This window comes from Treponema sp. OMZ 803 (assembly GCF_024181165.1).
In the GTDB taxonomy this organism is placed as follows: domain Bacteria; phylum Spirochaetota; class Spirochaetia; order Treponematales; family Treponemataceae; genus Treponema.
Map to the genome: position 1 here is coordinate 445,413 of NZ_CP051195.1, position 15,023 is coordinate 460,435.

Below are 15,023 nucleotides of genomic sequence, written 5' to 3' on the forward strand. Positions count from 1 at the left end.
CCATCCACACCTAAAGCCGTCTCCCTTAAAATTTGAAGAGAGTTTATTACACTGGCTTTCTTCCATAATACCCTCAAAAGTCAAGAGCGTTTTGTCAAAGGTCCAACTTGACAGATACTAACCACCAATGATAGCATTTCCCTATGATAGTTGATTGGCTGGATAAAATAGTTTGGAAGCTTTAAAACATGACAGAAAAGGTCAGTACAGTATTAGAATAAACAGTCAGTGGCGTATTTGCTTTGAATGGAACAATGGACGAGTTGTTATCGTAGATATCGTTGATTATCATTAGGAGGCATATTGATGGATGTTATACTAAAACCGGTACATGTAGGCGATATACTGTATGACGAGTTTATGCAGCCGTATCATATAACAGCATATAGACTTGCGCAAATGACAGGGCTTTCGCAAACACAAATAGGACGGATCATAAAAGGAAAAAGAGGTATTACAGTCGATACCGCATTGCGCTTCGCGCAGGTTTTTAGCACAAGTCCTGAATTTTGGCTGAATATTCAAAATAGGTATGAAATTGATAGCATGAAAGCAGAAACAAAAGAAACTATTAAACAAATACAACCGATTAAGGACATTCCTTTAAATGCAGCAACTGAACAAAGTATAAACTTTGGAAGGTGCTGCATTGGTGCGCGGAACGCGCATACGTTAATGGGCGATGTTTGCCGATAGGCAAACTCGCAGTGTTTTTCAGCCACGCTATCTTAGTGGCTGAAAATAAACTACGTGTTTGCTTAACAAATATCGAAGGAGTTTTTTATGAAAGTGAATATACACCGGCTTTTGAAGGAAGCGAAGGACGCTGTTCCGCAGGCCGAGTGGATCGGGTTACGGCGGGTTACCAACTATCTGACTGGGTTTTCCGCTATCGACGGTAAATTTGACGAGGCGGCCGGCGGCTCCGACGAGGGAGTTATGCTGGAGGTGCTGTACAAGGGAACGTTTAGCTATGCGGCGACAGCCGATTTGAGCAGCGGCGGTATCAAGCGTGCTGCGGAGCGGACTTTTGCGGCGGCACTGGCAGCGCAGCCTTACGGCATCCACCGTTTTGACCAAACGATGCGCCCCGCCGCGCAGGTACGCTATGCCACAAAGCGTGAAAAATTAAGCGGGATTCCCGCTGCCGAAACAGTGGAGCTTTTGTGCAGTATCTGCGATGCCGCAAAGGTTTCTTCAAAGATTATTCAGACCGCCGCTTCCTGCGAAATGGGCATCTGCGAAACCGAAATGGTTTCTACCAACGGAGCCGACATCCGGCAAACCGTTCGGTTCGGCGGCATCACTATGAATGCCGTTGCACGGGAAGGAGATATTATCCAGCAGCGGAGTGCGCATGGACGTTCTGCGCTCACTTATCAGGGCGGACGGGAACTGTTTAACCCTGCGGCGCTGCTTGAAAAGGCTCGTAAGGCGGGTGCGGAAGCGGTCGAATTGCTCACCGCCGAGCCGTGCCCCAACGGTAAGCGGACACTTGTGCTGATGCCCGACCAGATGATGCTGCAAATCCATGAAAGCGTCGGGCACGCGCTGGAAATAGACCGCATCCTCGGCGACGAGCGCAACTATGCGGGCGGCAGTTTTATCACGCCGGAAGATATCGGCAGCTTTCGCTACGGTTCCCCGTTGATGAACGTCGCCTTCGACCCGACCATCGCGCAGGAGCTGGCAAGCTACGGGGCGGACGATATCGGCAACGCTGCGGTAAAAGAATACCTCATTAAAGACGGCATCTTGATACGGGCGCTCGGCAGCTTGGAAAGTCAAAAGCGGTCGGGACTCCGGGGCGTTGCGAACCAGCGCGCCTGTTCGTGGAACCGTCCGCCCATCGACCGGATGGCAAACCTCAACCTCGAAGCGGGAACGAGCAGCTTCGATTCCATCATCTCCTCAATCGAAAACGGCATTCTGATGTTCTCCAACCGTTCATGGTCGATCGACGACTATCGCAATAAATTCCAATTCGGCTGCGAATACGGCAAGCTGATCGAAAACGGCAAACTGACAAAAACCGTCCGCGACCCGAACTACCGCGGTATTTCACGGTACTTTTGGAACAGCCTCTGCGCAGTCGGCGATGAAAGCACCTTCGAGGTGTTCGGCACCCCGAATTGCGGCAAGGGCGAACCGAATCAGGTGATACGGGTAGGACACGCAAGTCCCGTATGCGCATTCAGCGATGTTGAAGTATTTGGAGGCGGAAAATGAGTTGTGATCAAGAAATGATGTGTGAAATGGATTCCGATTTTAAATGGCATTTTGAGTCTCTTGCAGACTTTTTCTTCGATGAGCTGTTACCCACGGAACAAGCGTCTTTAAGCTACGACGCGGAGGACACTTACTTCCTGCGGATGAATCACGCCAAGGTGCGGCAAAACGGTTTTGTGAAACAGGCGGCAATTTCGATTACCCTCTATAAAAACAAGAAAACCTATCGCTTTGCGCAAGGGTTGAGCGGTCAGCTTGAGCAGGATAAGGAAACACTTGCCGCAGCGTTGGAGAATGCACGCAGTATTATCGCGCAGCTTCCCGAAGATCCCTATCAGTCTATTCCTACTGCAAGTGACGATTCCGAAACAATCTATGACGGCGCGCTGCTTCCACAAGAGATGATAGAAAAGACGCTGCTTGAGCCTGTGTCGGATTTGGATTTTGCCGGGCTTTTTTCGCAGGGGATGATATGCCGCGGAGCTGCCAATACGGCTGGCGCACGGCACTGGTTCCAAACAAAGACCTTTACGCTCGACTATTCGATTTGGCTGAAAAACGGACGCGCGGTAAAAGGCTTGTACGCAGGGCGCGACTGGCAGCAGGCTGAATACGAAAAACGCATCGCCGATGCGCGGCAGAGTTTGCAGGTACTTGCACTTGAACCGAAAAAAATCGAGCCGGGCAAATATCGCGTTTTTATCGCTGCGGATGCCTTGGTGGATGTTGTAGAGTTTTTCTCGTGGAACGGCTTTGGAGAGCGGGGGATGCAGCAGGGCGAAAGCGCCTATCTTGCATTAAAAGAAGGGCGGGAGCATTTTGCCGATTCCTTTAATTTGACGCAAGATTTTTCCATCGGTGTAGAACCGTCGTTTAATAGCGAAGGAGAATCCGCTCCCGAAAAACTAACCGTTATCGAAAAAGGCAAGCTCATTCATACCATCGTGAGTTCCCGCTCGGAAAAACAGTACGGTACAAAGGCAAACGGCGCCGATTCAAGTGAAGGATTCCGTTCCGCAGCTATCGGGGCGGGGTCGCTCGCCGAAGCGGATGCGCTCAAAGAACTGGGAACCGGCATCTACATTTCGAACTTCCACTACCTTAACTGGAGCGATCCGGCAACCGCCCGCGTAACCGGCATGACCCGCTTTGCCTGTCTCTGGGTGGAAAACGGAAAAGTTACAGCTCCCATTGCGGATATGCGCTGGGATGAATCGCTGTACAATATGTTCGGCGCGAATCTCCTTGCGCTCACCAAAGAACGGAAGCTCTTTGTAGAAACAAGTACCTACGAAGAGCGAGCAGTAGGCGGCTGCCTCTTGCCCGGTATCTTGGTCAAGGATTTTAACTGCACGCTGTAGAAGTTGCCGTTTTGGTGAGCATTTTTTCGTGCATAAAGATCATCACAATTAAAATCACCGCCAAATAGAGCGGCATCAATGCGACACCGATATGATTTGCAACCAACCCGAAGATCGGCGGCATCAGACAGGTTCCGGCATACGCGGACGCCATCTGTACCCCGATCATCGCTTGAGACTTATCTTTTCCGAATTGTGCAGGTGTCGCATGGATAACAGCTCATGTGCCTGCTGGCATAATGCACTGCTACATAATTGTTGAGGGATGCATCAACACTTCCGGCACCGAGTCCGTATGGTATCGCCCACAGGCACAGTGCACTATAGGAATGGCTGACCGAAAAACCGAAGAGTGCCGCTGCTGTTATCAAAACACTGAATGCCGTTACTTTTCCGGCACCGAAAATCTTTGTCAACCGGTCGCTTTGGAGGCTGGAAACAATAGTCCCGCCTGCAATAATCATAAAAATAGCACCGGAATAGGACACGGGGACAGAAAGCTCCCGATACATCGCCGGCCATGCGGAACCTAACAGAGCATCCGGCAGTCCAAGACTGATAAACGCTGCGTAAATAATTGCGAGCAATATATGTATCATAATTTTTTCAGTATACTTCCTTGATCACTTCTTCCGCAATATCAGTATCGAACACGGAGGCATTTGCAGCCCTTTTAACGCATCGGAATGATAGACGCGCCCATCCGTCAAGCTCTCATATTCACCCGCCGGGATGGTATGGACCGAAACAAAGCCCTGAGCAAAATCGGAATTTACGATAATCAATATTTTTTCTTCATTATATTCGCGCCAAAAGCCGAATTGCCGGTTTGCAACAAACTCCTGCCGGTACGAACCGCGCTGTAAGGCGGGATGCTGTCCGCGTATCTTTGCAAATGTTGTAATCGAGGTGCGGATAAACCCTGCATCAAAACCGGGAGCGGTAAAATCCGGAAGTGCACCGAACGGCGGGAGCGGCGGACGCAGTTCATAATCGCAATTATGGCTCCGCACCCCTCTGATGCCGTACTCACTGCCGTAGTAAATGGACGGAATACCGGGAATGGTAAAAAGCAGTCCGTACAAAAGATGAATATGCTGCTCCGGCTTGTTGAGCGCACTGACCGCGCGGTTTACATCGTGGTTGTCCACAAAATTATACAAAGCACTGTCCCTATACATCCCTCTTTCGCTATTGTATTCCCTGTCCAAATTATACGAAAGCTCATACATATTCTGATCATTCAAACACGACCAGAGCGCTTTATACATTTGATAATTTGTTACCGAATCAAGCCTGCCATTCCGCGTCCATTCGGCATAGTCGCCATGCACCACCTCACCCATCAGCCAAAAATCCGGCTTAATACTTCGGCAAAAAGCCCCCAACGCATCAAGGAAGTTTTTGCTTAACACATCTGCCGCGTCAAGCCTGAGTCCGTCTATCCCAAACTCTTCAATCCACATTTTTACCGCACCAAAAAGATGCTCCCGCACTGCGCCGCTATCGCCATTCAGCTTGACCAAATCCTTACAGCCGGCCCAGCCTTCATACTCAAAGCAATCCCCCTGCGCACTCCGCCGAGAAAAATCAAGATTGACATACCAATCCTTATAGGCGCTGCCGTATCCATGCCGCTGAATATCCTTAAACGCAAAAAAATCCCGCCCCGTATGATTAAACACCGCATCCAGCACCACCGCAAAGCCCTTTTCGTGGCACCGGCGGCAAAACTCCTTAAACCGCTCATTATTCCCCAGCCGGCGCTCCACATGATAATAATCCACCGTATCATACCCATGCGCCGTTGACTCAAACACCGGCCCAATCAGCAGCGCATTACACCCCAGCGCCCGAATCCCATCCAACCGCCCCGCCAGTTTCTCAAAAAAATCCCCCGCCGGACACGCAAAGTCATTCCTCTTAGCGCAATTCCCCATCCCCAGCGCATAAATATGATAAAAAACCTTATCTGAAAAAACTTGAGACATAGACACCTCCGTCATTTGTTTTATTTTTTTTAGTTTTGGGCGGCTTTTTGCGATACAATCGCAAAAACCAAGGTTTAACTGCGGCTGCTGAAATGGCGCAGCCTTGTTAAACGCCGAGTTTCGGCACCGCCGAAACATCGCCTATTTACGTGTACGCTATCGCGTACCAATTCAGTAGTCTCCAAAATGAATATTTTGTTCGACTGCTGAATTTATAAGAAGCTTTCGGGGTTCCGCCTCTCGGCTCCATTCCTCCGGAACGGCTTCGCCGCCCCTACAATCCTTTCCGCTGTTGAACAGTGTACATCCTTGTACACTGTTCAACGACAAGTTTTTCTCGCGAAAAACTTGCTGCTGCATGGAACCACGGACATCCCTGTCCGTCCTGAACTCCTTGCCGTAAGCCTTTTGAAAAGAGACGATGTAGATACCCTTGCCAGCGCTTTTGGAAATAGACGATGTAGATACAAGGAGCTAGCTGAAAATAAAGCGCAGGCACGGTAAAAAATATACATCCTTGTATATTTTTTACCTGCGAGTTTAGCCTTACGTCTAAACTCGTTGCTGATTCATACCACGGACATCCCTGTACGTTCTGAAATACTTTTCCGTAAGCCTTTTGCAAAGAGACGGTGTAGCTACAAGGAGATAGCTGAAAATAAAGCGGAGGCGTATCTATGATACGTTGAGCATTTATTTTCAGCGTACGACGCAGTAGATGCGCCGTATATTTGCAAAAGGTTAAGCGACGCCATAGACAAAGCTATGTATAACGCGATAAATCGTTTGATCATCTCTAGGCAGTTTGTGCTGCACACACAGCAGAGCTACCGAAATGACATTATTGTGGAACAAGATTGAGTACAGCTCCTCTTTCCCGCGCATATTGCCGAACTCGTTTGCGGATTTTATAAAAAATGCTGCAAATACCGAATAAAAACGCTGTTTTAACGGCGTGTAGACAGCCTCGGTTTCCGCATTGCCGGGTGCATTTAAGAGTACGCTGTGCAGATTAAAAAAGGCGGGATGCGCAAGTGCAAAATCGATTGCTGCAGTCAAAATGCGTGTTAGACTTTTAAGAAAATCGTGCTCGTACACTGCAGCATCACTCAAACGTTGCAGCAGCTCTGCGCCCTTGGAATCCGCTATTGCCTGCAAGAGTCCCTGCTTGCTTTTGAAAAAGTAGTACAACGTCGGTTTTGTAATACCGGCGTTATCGCAAATCTCCTGTACCCCAACTCCCTCATATCCCTTTTGAGAAAAAAGGCGTATTGCCGTGTTGAGAATTTCGTTTTTGCTGTTATCGTTTGTTGTTGTATCATTCATAACGTATACCAATCGGTATATAATATACCGATTGGTATACTATGTGTCAAGTGTTTTATGTTACTGAGGCTCACATACGTTCTTTTTTATGAATGGACAGGGGGTAATCGGTACGCTATAATAAAAAAATGATTGTAAGCAAAATCCCCGGCATTGAAGCTATTGCATTCGATATAGACGGCACGCTCTATCCTGCATGGAAGCTGACGCTGCGTGCTATTCCGTTTTTTATCCGCCATATCCGTTTTATGAAAGCCTTTGGAAAAGTTCGTCATATTTTACACGGATACAGTTCATCTGATCCGGATAAAGTGCTGCCGGATTTTTTTAATGTGCAAAACGAATTGTTGGCAACTCATCTTAATATCTCCCCGCAAGAAGTAAGCGATTTTTTAGACAGAGAAATATATAGGGGATGGAAAAAGAAATTTGTGCGTATTCGTCCGTATCCTTTTGTAAAAGAAGCGATCATACGATTAAAAGAGGCGGGGTTTAAAATCGGTATTCTATCGGATTTTCCGCCCGAACAGAAAGGTTCCGTATGGGACATTCTTCCGCTCTGTGATGTTGCACTGGATTCCGAAGCGCTCGGCGCTCTTAAACCTTCCCGTATCCCTTTTCTTAAACTTGCCGAAGCCTTGAACACGCCGTGCGAACGAATACTGTATGTCGGGAACAGTAAAGCGTATGATGTCGCAGGCGCTTCTTCAGTCGGTATGAAGACCGCTTATATCCAAAATCCGCTTGTTTCATTTTTGAGAAAAAAACCGCCGTATGCGGATATTTCCTTTTCAAACTATCGTCAATTCTTAAACTATGTGTTATAATATAATAGGTAGGATAATTTTGAAAACCGCTGTTTTTAGATGTGTCCGATCTATTCATTAAAACAGAATTTATTTTAAGTAAGGGTGGAACTTAGAATGTCAATGCAACTTTTGGCCTCCGCGATAACGCTTATGCTTTCTCTGATGCTGATTCTTTTTTTTCGGCAAATGGATAAAAACAGCCGTTCGATAGAAAAAGCAAAAAAATACGGCGACCGTGTTAAAGATGAAATAGAAGGGTTTGTTAAGGAACGGACGCAGAATTTGCGTGATGCGGCGATCGAGCTTGACGCAAAACTTTCGCAAGCCATTGCGGCTGTTAACCGGCTCGATTCCATATACAACGATTTTATGAAAAAATCCGATGTGTTGACTGCCCGTTCATCATCCATCGATGCAATAGAAAAAAATGTTGCGGGGGCGGAGGAGACTATTAAGACCGTTATGGATATGGCTGCTCTTGCGGAAAAAAATCTTGCGCGGGTCAGTCAGGAATCCGACTTTGTCGATTCGCTTGCAAAAAAAATTACGGATGCACGGAGCGAATTGAATCATATTTCAAAACTGATGCCCGAAATGCAGGACAGCTTCTATAAGCAGAATCGTGAACATCTCCAGATGCTTGAAGAACAGCTTACTGCGGGTTTCAATAATACCATTAGCGCTTTTGAAAACAGGGTTACCGGCGCAGAGAAAAAAAGTGCGGAATTGCTCGAGGTAACCTCAATCCAATTGAACGACCTTTATAAAAAGGCGTTTACGGAGGCGAGCAAAAAAGCGCAAAACCTTGGCGATGAATCTTTTGCTAAATTGCAGAACCAAATGGAAATGCAGATGCAGCATTATAAGTCGGTGCTTGATGACCGTTCCGCAGCGCTTGAGGCGGAGATTACCGCCGGTATGACCGAAAATAAAGCGCTTGCCCAAAAGTTTAAACAGGATTGGCAAGAGGAAGCGGATAAGTTGGAAAGTTCACTGCATTCAAAATTCAGCGCTGCGGAGATTGCCTTTACACAGCGCATCACCAACCTTGAAAAAGGCTTGGAGAAAACCGAGGCGGATATGCAGAATACGAACCGGCAGCTTGATTCGCGGCTTACGGAATTTGAAACGGGATTAAATACCCGCCTCGAAAAAACGGCGGCAAAGGCAGCGCAAAGCCTGACCGCGCTGTCCCAATCGGCAGATACAAAGTTTGCTGAATATAAAAAGCAAGCGACCTACTATTACGAAAAATTTGATAAGTCCATTGCCGGTATCGATAAGCTTTCTGCCGAGATGGAAAAAGCGCAAGAATCGGTAAAAGATCGGCTTTTGCAAGACTTTGGAAAACATACCTATACCATGCAGGAAAAATACAACGGATTCGAAAAACATTTTTCCGAACGGGCGAATGCGCTTGCCGGTCGCTTGCAGGAGATAACCGAACAGCTGAACGTTCTGCGTGAAGAATCTCAAGCCGCGCTCTCCGAAAAGCTGCATACTTTTGAAACCGATTTTTCAAGCGAGTTGACCCGCCGCAGCGATGCGCTCAGCGGAGACATCCAAAAGCTGCGGAACGATGTTACCGAACGGCTTGCGCTGATGGGGTCGGAAAGCGAGTCTGCTCGTAAGGATTTGGAAGATGCGTATAAACAGGATTTAAAAGCACGGCTTGCGCAAACGGCGGAGGAGTACAAGGGGCACTTTGCAAAATTCAAAGAAGATATTGCTGCAATCGAAGAGGGGATTGCCAAACGTATTACGGCAAGCGACGAAGCGCTGCTCGCCTATAACACTCAGTTTAAAAATATGATGGATCAGACAAAGGAAAAAGCTCAAACATATATGCGCAATGAGCTTTCCGGTCTCAAGCTTGAACTGCAGGAATCGATGCGGCAGCAGAGTGTTGAAGTTGAAAATGTTACAAAAGAGGTGAAAAACTGGCTTGATACGGTTAAACAAGAATCAGGCGGGCAGCTCGATGCAGCTAAAGCCGATTTTGAAACATGGAAGGCGCGTATCGATCAACAACTGGCAGAGATGCGGACTACGGTAGACGAAAAGGTTGCTAATTTTACTGCATCGACGGAACGAGCTATCGAAGGCATCGGTTCAAAATACACCTCGTACTATAAAGATTTCAGCGTGAAAAGCGACGAGGCGCTTAAACTGATGCAGCAGAGAATCAATGATCTGAATGCAAAGGTGCAGAGTGCCGAAGAAGAATTTTCTGCACAGGTGCGCAGCGTTACCGAAACCTTTACGCGCGATGCGGAACAGGCTACCAACGAGCTGGATAAACGGATTAACAACGCGACGGGGGAAGCAAATCATTCGCTTGACAACATCAGGGAGCTGGTACACGGCCTGCGCAGTGAAGTGGAAGAAACGCAGCATGATTTATTCGAAAAGATACGACGCGATTCCGAGCAGCTGACCGAAACCGTAGAAGAAATCGATAAGCGGCAAAACGCCTTTATTACGCAGACGCGCGTATTTGACCGTGCAGACGAATTGAAGGCTGATTTGGAACAAAACATCGAAAAGTTGAAGGCGGAGGTTACCCGCTTTGAAATCTACCGCAATACAATGGATGATCTGAATCTGAAATACGAAAAGGTAACTCATCTTGAAGAGGAAGCAACACAGAAAATCGCGCGATTTATGGGTGAGCGTAAAAATATTGAAATTTTGGAAAACGATTTTGCAAAACTGAGTGTGCTGTCTGAGTCGATGGATAAAAAGCTTGTTGAGCTTGCTTCGGCTGATGATGAATTACAGCGCTATCAGGTACAGATTCGGCGTATTGAAGAAAGCATTGCCGATGTAAATACCCGCTATGACCGCTTGGAGAAAAAAGGTACCGTGCTCGACCAAACGGTACAGAGCATCGATGCCGCCTTTGAAGATTTAAAGACGGTTGAAAAAGATATTAAGTCGGTACAGAGTAAGCTCTACACCATTCCGCCCGAACTGCAGGATATTCAAGAAAAGATGGAGTATCTTATTTCCAATCAGGAAAAAGCGGAGAAGGCGCGGGAGCAGCTTGATACCATCGATGAATTGCTTGGAGAGCTTGAGGGGCGCATTGAAAAACTGCACAATGCCCGTGAATGGCTTGCCGGTACTGAAACGCGCTTACAAGATATATCGAAGAATTCCGAAAATCAGTTGAAACTGTTGGCGGATTTGGTTAAGACCGAAAAACCGGTCAACAAAACGGAGGGAGCAACGACAGTCGGTACCCGTGAGAATGTGTTAAAGCTCTTTAGAAGCGGATGGACGCAGGACGCTATTGCCAATGCCCTCAATCTATCGCAAGGAGAAGTGCAGCTCATCCTAGAGCTTGCCGAAAAATAAGCTGACGCCGCGCCGCTTAAATACTGCATTTGTTTTCTCCCTCATTCTACCGGTGAGCAGCTTTAAAAATACCGTTAGCTTTTAGAGCTGGTATGGGAGTAGAGAGCTAGCGAGAGAGAAGACAGGTGCACCACACGGCGGCGGCCGTACCGCTGCCGATAATGCCGACCCCTTCGCCGGTTTTTGCTTTGACAAAAATTTGATCGATTTCTACCGATAGAATTTCCGCAATAGACCGGCGGATTGCCTCGCGGTACGGCAGAATTTTCGGCTTTTGGATCGCAATAACGCAATCGGCGTTTTCAAGCTGCCAGCCTGCTGTCAGGATCCGTTCCCACACCGTTTTTAGGAGCATCCGGGAGTCGGCATTCTTCCACTGCGGATCATTCGGCGGGAAAAGCTCGCCGATGTCGCCAAGACAAGCAGCTCCAAGCAAGGAATCCGCAAGCGCATGGAGTAGTACATCCCCGTCCGAATGCCCCGCTTCCCCTTTTTCAAAAGGAATATGAACCCCGCCTAAGATTAACGGTCTGCCTTCAACAAGGGTGTGGAGGTCATAACCTAAGCCAATTCGTATCATAGTGTTTTCCTTAAAGGTCTTCGCGATAAGTGATTTTCTTGTTTTCCCGTGATCCGGGGCAGATGTAAACAGTTCCGCAGTATCGTGCGTAGATCTCGCTGTCGTCGGTGTAGGTTTTGCCGTCATTGCAGGCTTGGCGGTGGGCGTAGAGCAACGATTCAAAGCGGAACCCTTGCGGTGTTTGTACAGCGGCGAGCCGGTCTCTTCTAAGATGCCGGATAATCTTTCCCGTTTCGTCCACTTCTTTTTGTGTATCCGTTACGGGTATGGCAGGGACTGCCGCTCCGTATTGTTCGGTTGCCATCAATACTGAAGTAATCACTTCGCCGGAAACCCATGGCCGCGCTCCGTCGTGTACCAGTATACAGGTTATGTTTTTATCCGCAAGCGTTAACAGCCCCCTGTACACCGACTCCTGCCGGCTTGCTCCCCCTTCAACGATATGGAGATTACCTTGATGTGTATCGAAAAAGGAGGAGAGCCGTATATCTGTAGCAAGCAGTGAATAGGCAGTTTCAACTTTACCCTGCGGCACAGTTATGACATAACGGCTAAAAAATCCTGCCGATGTAAAAGCATAGAGACAGGCAGACAGTACCGATGTATGCGTATCGGAATGTAAGGAAAGAAATTCTTTTTTTTCTCCGAACCGTTGGGAACTTCCGGCAGCTGTAATCAGAACGGCATTATTCGTCGTCATCGAAGTCGTCTTCGTCGTTCATATCGTTCATACCGTCGTCAAATATATCTTCATCGATTGAGTCTTGTTTCCCGGCAGGAGCGTTTTTACTTAAAACCTCCAGATATGAATGGATCATCGCTTCGATTTCCTGTTTCGGTTTTTGTAGTGCATAAGAAAGCTCGTCGTAAAAGATGCGATATGCAGAATCGTATAATTTACGTTCTTGAATAGGAAGTTCTTTGATTTTACTGCGATGGTAGAGCGAGCGGACGATGGAGGCATTGTCTAAAATGCTCCCCGTTTTGAATAAATCGAGGTTCATTTGGTACCGCATCTTCCAATCGCTTGGGATGGGATCAAACTTTTCGGATAAAAAGGCGAGCGCAGCCTGCGCTTCATCGGCGGAAACGATTGTTCTAATACCTAGTTCAGCCGCCTTAAGAGCAGGTACAAGAACCGTCATGTCGGATTCATCAAAGTAAATGACGTAATACGTCAGCATTTCGTCTTTGAATTTTCTTTCACTTATTTCGACGATTTCTCCGACACCTTGACCGGGATAGACAACCCGTTCTTTCACTGTAAATGAACATTCAGTCATATGTTGGTGTTATAGCATAAAGAGTGGCTTTGGTCAAAGGATGCCGGTCGCTATTTCTGTGGCAGCGGGAGGCCGTCTGGACGGATGTCGGCGTAACGGCCGGAATTATTCCAGTAGGCATAGCCTTCATCAATGGAATCCTTAATGCCGATAACCTGTCGCTGCACATAATCTTCATTATAATACTTTCTGTCGTACGATACGGGAATGTAAAATGCTTGCGTCCACGGCCGGATAACTACCTTATTGTGTGCAATAATTTTATTCCGGTAGGAGCCTTGCTGATAAATGCGGTACGGGCGTTCCTCTGGCGGCTTTTGCGCCAGAAAACTTTGCCGGAAATGGCTGGGATAAAACATTGGGCATATCACATCCACATAGTCGGCAAGCACTTCAACTTCTTGCCCCGTGCGCGCTCCGGTACGGTACCATCCGTTCGCCCCGTAAATATCGATTGAAATCGGTGCGTGGATTTTTTCCCGAGCATAGGCGAGAAAAGACATGATGGCGCTTTCCTTATCCATGCCCTGCTCTTGTGCAGGGTACCGTGCCGCATAGAGATTTTCCCCATCGGTGGGGAAACGGATATAGTCGAACTGAACTTCATCAAAACCTCTCCGAATCAGTTCTTGAGCAATTGCCGTATTGTACTTCCATACATTTTCGTTGTAGGGGTCTACCCAATATTCTTCAATCGGCTCTAGAATTCCGTCAACGGTTTTATAGCCCTGCCACGGATTGCCGCTTTTATCTTTTATCGCATATAAATTTTTTCGGTATCGATACAGCTGCTTATCTTTGAAGACAACAATGCGGGCAACGAGGTACACCTTACATTCTTTCGCTTTTGCGGTAAAGTCTTCAAGCTGGATAAAGGGACGCACCGCCCCCACCGCCTGTATTTCTTCATCCTGTGAGTCGTAGCGGACGAAGCCGAAATCATCTTTCATATCGATAACGAGTGTATCGAGTTTATTTTGTTCAAGCAGATCGAAATAGCGCTGCAAACCGGTGGCTGTCCGTGCCTGATGCGCCGGTAGATAGACTCCTTTCCGTCCCGCAGCGCGGCGGAGATAGTCCGTTTTCCGTGTCTTTTCTCCCTCATCGAACAGCCACAATTCCGAAAGGCTCACCGCTTTACCGAGTCGCGTCATCCGCTGCGGTATCCACGCCGAGAGCGGCTTTGAGGCAATACGTTTAAGTGTAAGTTCTATTCCCTTCAGCCGGTTGGGAGCGGGCGCCGGCAGTACGAGCGGTATTTCAAACAAACCGCCGTTTTTCGTGCCAACGATGGACATTGCAGCGGGGCTCAGCCCGTCGATACAGCGCGCATCGGCGATGCTGTCCGTCCAGTCAGAAACGGCATTAAAGCGCTTTGCCGACCAATCGAGTTGGTACAGTTTACCGGTAAATGTTTGCGTAGCATACACTTCCTGTTTTTGCTGATGGGTATATACGACAATATCGGAAATTTCTTCATCGCTTTCCGGCCCGGGTACAAGCCCCTCACTTAAAGGCTGCCATTTGTCGGAGACGGACGGTTGCTTCCATGCCGCTCCGTAGATAGAGTGCGATGCAAGAACGGTAAGCTGCGGATTTCCCTGCGCATCCGGCAGGTCAAGCACGCATACGGCCTTTAATCCGTTGACCGGAGTATGGCAGCCGAGGTTGCGCCAATGCCTGCCACCATCTTCGCTTAAAAACACGGCGCTGTTTGTTGCGGTAATAAGAGTGCCGGGACGGGACGGATGGGTTTCCAAATCTTTCAGCATCTGAGGTTTTTTTATGAAGGATTTTTCGCCGTCGGTTATCTTTTTTATCACCTTTATCGGAAGGCCGTCGTTGATATAATCAAATTTCGTTAAATTATCTGACCGCGTAATGCCGCTATCGGTGAGGAAAAACCATGTATTCCCACTTCTGATAATTTTCCGTACGGCCATCGTATCCCAAATTTTTTGGGTGGACACGGCGGTAAGTTTATATAATCCGTCTCGCGTACCCGCCAGAAGAAAATCCTGCGCATGAACCGACATCGCAGTAATAAATGCCAAAACAATCAACAGCCGTTTCATAAAGAGTAA

15 protein-coding genes are annotated in these 15,023 nt (G+C 47.7%); 6 read left to right on the top strand and 9 right to left on the bottom strand.

The window, feature by feature from the left end; translation table 11 throughout:
- Positions 1-172: 172 nt before the first annotated feature.
- The 4 genes from ABH09_RS02020 to ABH09_RS02035 all read left to right on the top strand — a co-directional run bounded on the left by ABH09_RS02020 (position 173) and on the right by ABH09_RS02035 (position 3,590).
- Positions 173-295, top strand: coding sequence for a type II toxin-antitoxin system RelE/ParE family toxin (locus ABH09_RS02020; RefSeq protein WP_203232436.1), 123 nt, complete (start codon positions 173-175; stop codon positions 293-295).
- 11 nt (positions 296-306) lie between these two features.
- Positions 307-696, top strand: coding sequence for a HigA family addiction module antitoxin (locus ABH09_RS02025; protein WP_253715007.1), 390 nt, complete (start codon positions 307-309; stop codon positions 694-696).
- 87 nt (positions 697-783) lie between these two features.
- Positions 784-2,229, top strand: a complete 1,446-nt coding sequence (locus ABH09_RS02030) for a TldD/PmbA family protein (RefSeq protein WP_253715008.1) — start codon at positions 784-786, stop codon at positions 2,227-2,229.
- The gene (locus ABH09_RS02035; RefSeq protein WP_253715009.1) at positions 2,226-3,590 is read left to right on the top strand and encodes a TldD/PmbA family protein; all 1,365 of its coding nucleotides are present in this window, start codon (positions 2,226-2,228) and stop codon (positions 3,588-3,590) included. Before ABH09_RS02030 ends, ABH09_RS02035 begins: the two co-directional genes overlap by 4 nt.
- Here the strand turns inward: ABH09_RS02035 and ABH09_RS02040 are convergent.
- From ABH09_RS02040 to ABH09_RS02060, 5 genes are all read right to left on the bottom strand, one after another.
- Entirely contained in the window at positions 3,574-3,759 is a 186-nt protein-coding gene (locus tag ABH09_RS02040) for a hypothetical protein (protein WP_230977920.1), read from the bottom strand. The two genes, ABH09_RS02035 and ABH09_RS02040, sit on opposite strands and share 17 nt — an antisense overlap.
- Positions 3,760-3,769: 10 nt before the next feature.
- Positions 3,770-4,189 carry an MFS transporter gene (locus ABH09_RS02045; RefSeq protein ID WP_230974463.1) on the bottom strand — a complete coding sequence of 140 codons (420 nt, stop codon included), beginning with the start codon at positions 4,187-4,189 and terminating at the stop codon, positions 3,770-3,772.
- Between the two features lie 24 nt (positions 4,190-4,213).
- Positions 4,214-5,581 (bottom strand): alpha-amylase family glycosyl hydrolase, encoded by a 1,368-nt coding sequence (locus ABH09_RS02050; RefSeq protein WP_253715010.1) that lies wholly within the window; start codon positions 5,579-5,581, stop codon positions 4,214-4,216.
- A 274-nt stretch (positions 5,582-5,855) separates the two neighbouring features.
- Positions 5,856-6,080: a hypothetical protein gene (locus tag ABH09_RS02055; protein ID WP_253715011.1), complete on the bottom strand. Its 225-nt coding sequence runs from the start codon at positions 6,078-6,080 to the stop codon at positions 5,856-5,858.
- Between the two features lie 242 nt (positions 6,081-6,322).
- Positions 6,323-6,907, bottom strand: coding sequence for a TetR/AcrR family transcriptional regulator (locus ABH09_RS02060; RefSeq protein ID WP_253715012.1), 585 nt, complete (start codon positions 6,905-6,907; stop codon positions 6,323-6,325).
- A gap of 128 nt (positions 6,908-7,035) precedes the next feature.
- Between ABH09_RS02060 and ABH09_RS02065 the strand changes: the two genes are divergently transcribed.
- On the top strand, positions 7,036-7,734 hold the full coding sequence (locus ABH09_RS02065; RefSeq protein WP_253715013.1) for an HAD family hydrolase: 699 nt from the start codon (positions 7,036-7,038) through the stop codon (positions 7,732-7,734).
- 96 nt (positions 7,735-7,830) lie between these two features.
- On the top strand, positions 7,831-11,076 hold the full coding sequence (locus ABH09_RS02070; RefSeq protein WP_253715014.1) for a SpiroCoCo family coiled-coil protein: 3,246 nt from the start codon (positions 7,831-7,833) through the stop codon (positions 11,074-11,076).
- A gap of 106 nt (positions 11,077-11,182) precedes the next feature.
- Here ABH09_RS02070 and ispF read toward each other — a convergent pair whose 3' ends face one another.
- The 4 genes from ispF to ABH09_RS02090 are packed head-to-tail and all read right to left on the bottom strand — an operon-like array spanning position 11,183 to position 15,014.
- Positions 11,183-11,656, bottom strand: a complete 474-nt coding sequence (ispF, locus tag ABH09_RS02075; RefSeq protein WP_212565469.1) for a 2-C-methyl-D-erythritol 2,4-cyclodiphosphate synthase — start codon at positions 11,654-11,656, stop codon at positions 11,183-11,185.
- 10 nt (positions 11,657-11,666) lie between these two features.
- Positions 11,667-12,356 carry an IspD/TarI family cytidylyltransferase gene (locus tag ABH09_RS02080; RefSeq protein WP_253715015.1) on the bottom strand — a complete coding sequence of 230 codons (690 nt, stop codon included), beginning with the start codon at positions 12,354-12,356 and terminating at the stop codon, positions 11,667-11,669.
- Positions 12,343-12,939, bottom strand: a complete 597-nt coding sequence (locus ABH09_RS02085; protein WP_162662327.1) for a CarD family transcriptional regulator — start codon at positions 12,937-12,939, stop codon at positions 12,343-12,345. The genes ABH09_RS02080 and ABH09_RS02085 overlap by 14 nt, the downstream gene beginning before the upstream one ends.
- A 50-nt stretch (positions 12,940-12,989) precedes the next feature.
- On the bottom strand, positions 12,990-15,014 hold the full coding sequence (locus ABH09_RS02090) for a putative glycoside hydrolase (protein WP_253715016.1): 2,025 nt from the start codon (positions 15,012-15,014) through the stop codon (positions 12,990-12,992).
- Positions 15,015-15,023: the final 9 nt, after the last annotated feature.

Bases quoted from the DNA above. Each gene is read 5' to 3' on its own strand.
- ABH09_RS02040 (WP_230977920.1), bottom strand. From the start codon at position 3,759: ATGATCGGGGTACAGATGGCGTCCGCGTATGCCGGAACCTGTCTGATG.
- ABH09_RS02070 (WP_253715014.1), top strand. From the start codon at position 7,831: ATGTCAATGCAACTTTTGGCCTCCGCGATAACGCTTATGCTTTCTCTG.
- ABH09_RS02080 (WP_253715015.1), bottom strand. From the start codon at position 12,356: ATGACGACGAATAATGCCGTTCTGATTACAGCTGCCGGAAGTTCCCAA.
- ABH09_RS02065 (WP_253715013.1), top strand. From the start codon at position 7,036: ATGATTGTAAGCAAAATCCCCGGCATTGAAGCTATTGCATTCGATATA.
- ABH09_RS02045 (WP_230974463.1), bottom strand. From the start codon at position 4,189: ATGATACATATATTGCTCGCAATTATTTACGCAGCGTTTATCAGTCTT.
- ispF (WP_212565469.1), bottom strand. From the start codon at position 11,656: ATGATACGAATTGGCTTAGGTTATGACCTCCACACCCTTGTTGAAGGC.
- ABH09_RS02030 (WP_253715008.1), top strand. From the start codon at position 784: ATGAAAGTGAATATACACCGGCTTTTGAAGGAAGCGAAGGACGCTGTT.
- ABH09_RS02060 (WP_253715012.1), bottom strand. From the start codon at position 6,907: ATGAATGATACAACAACAAACGATAACAGCAAAAACGAAATTCTCAAC.
- ABH09_RS02085 (WP_162662327.1), bottom strand. From the start codon at position 12,939: ATGACTGAATGTTCATTTACAGTGAAAGAACGGGTTGTCTATCCCGGT.
- ABH09_RS02025 (WP_253715007.1), top strand. From the start codon at position 307: ATGGATGTTATACTAAAACCGGTACATGTAGGCGATATACTGTATGAC.
- ABH09_RS02050 (WP_253715010.1), bottom strand. From the start codon at position 5,581: ATGTCTCAAGTTTTTTCAGATAAGGTTTTTTATCATATTTATGCGCTG.
- ABH09_RS02035 (WP_253715009.1), top strand. From the start codon at position 2,226: ATGAGTTGTGATCAAGAAATGATGTGTGAAATGGATTCCGATTTTAAA.
- ABH09_RS02090 (WP_253715016.1), bottom strand. From the start codon at position 15,014: ATGAAACGGCTGTTGATTGTTTTGGCATTTATTACTGCGATGTCGGTT.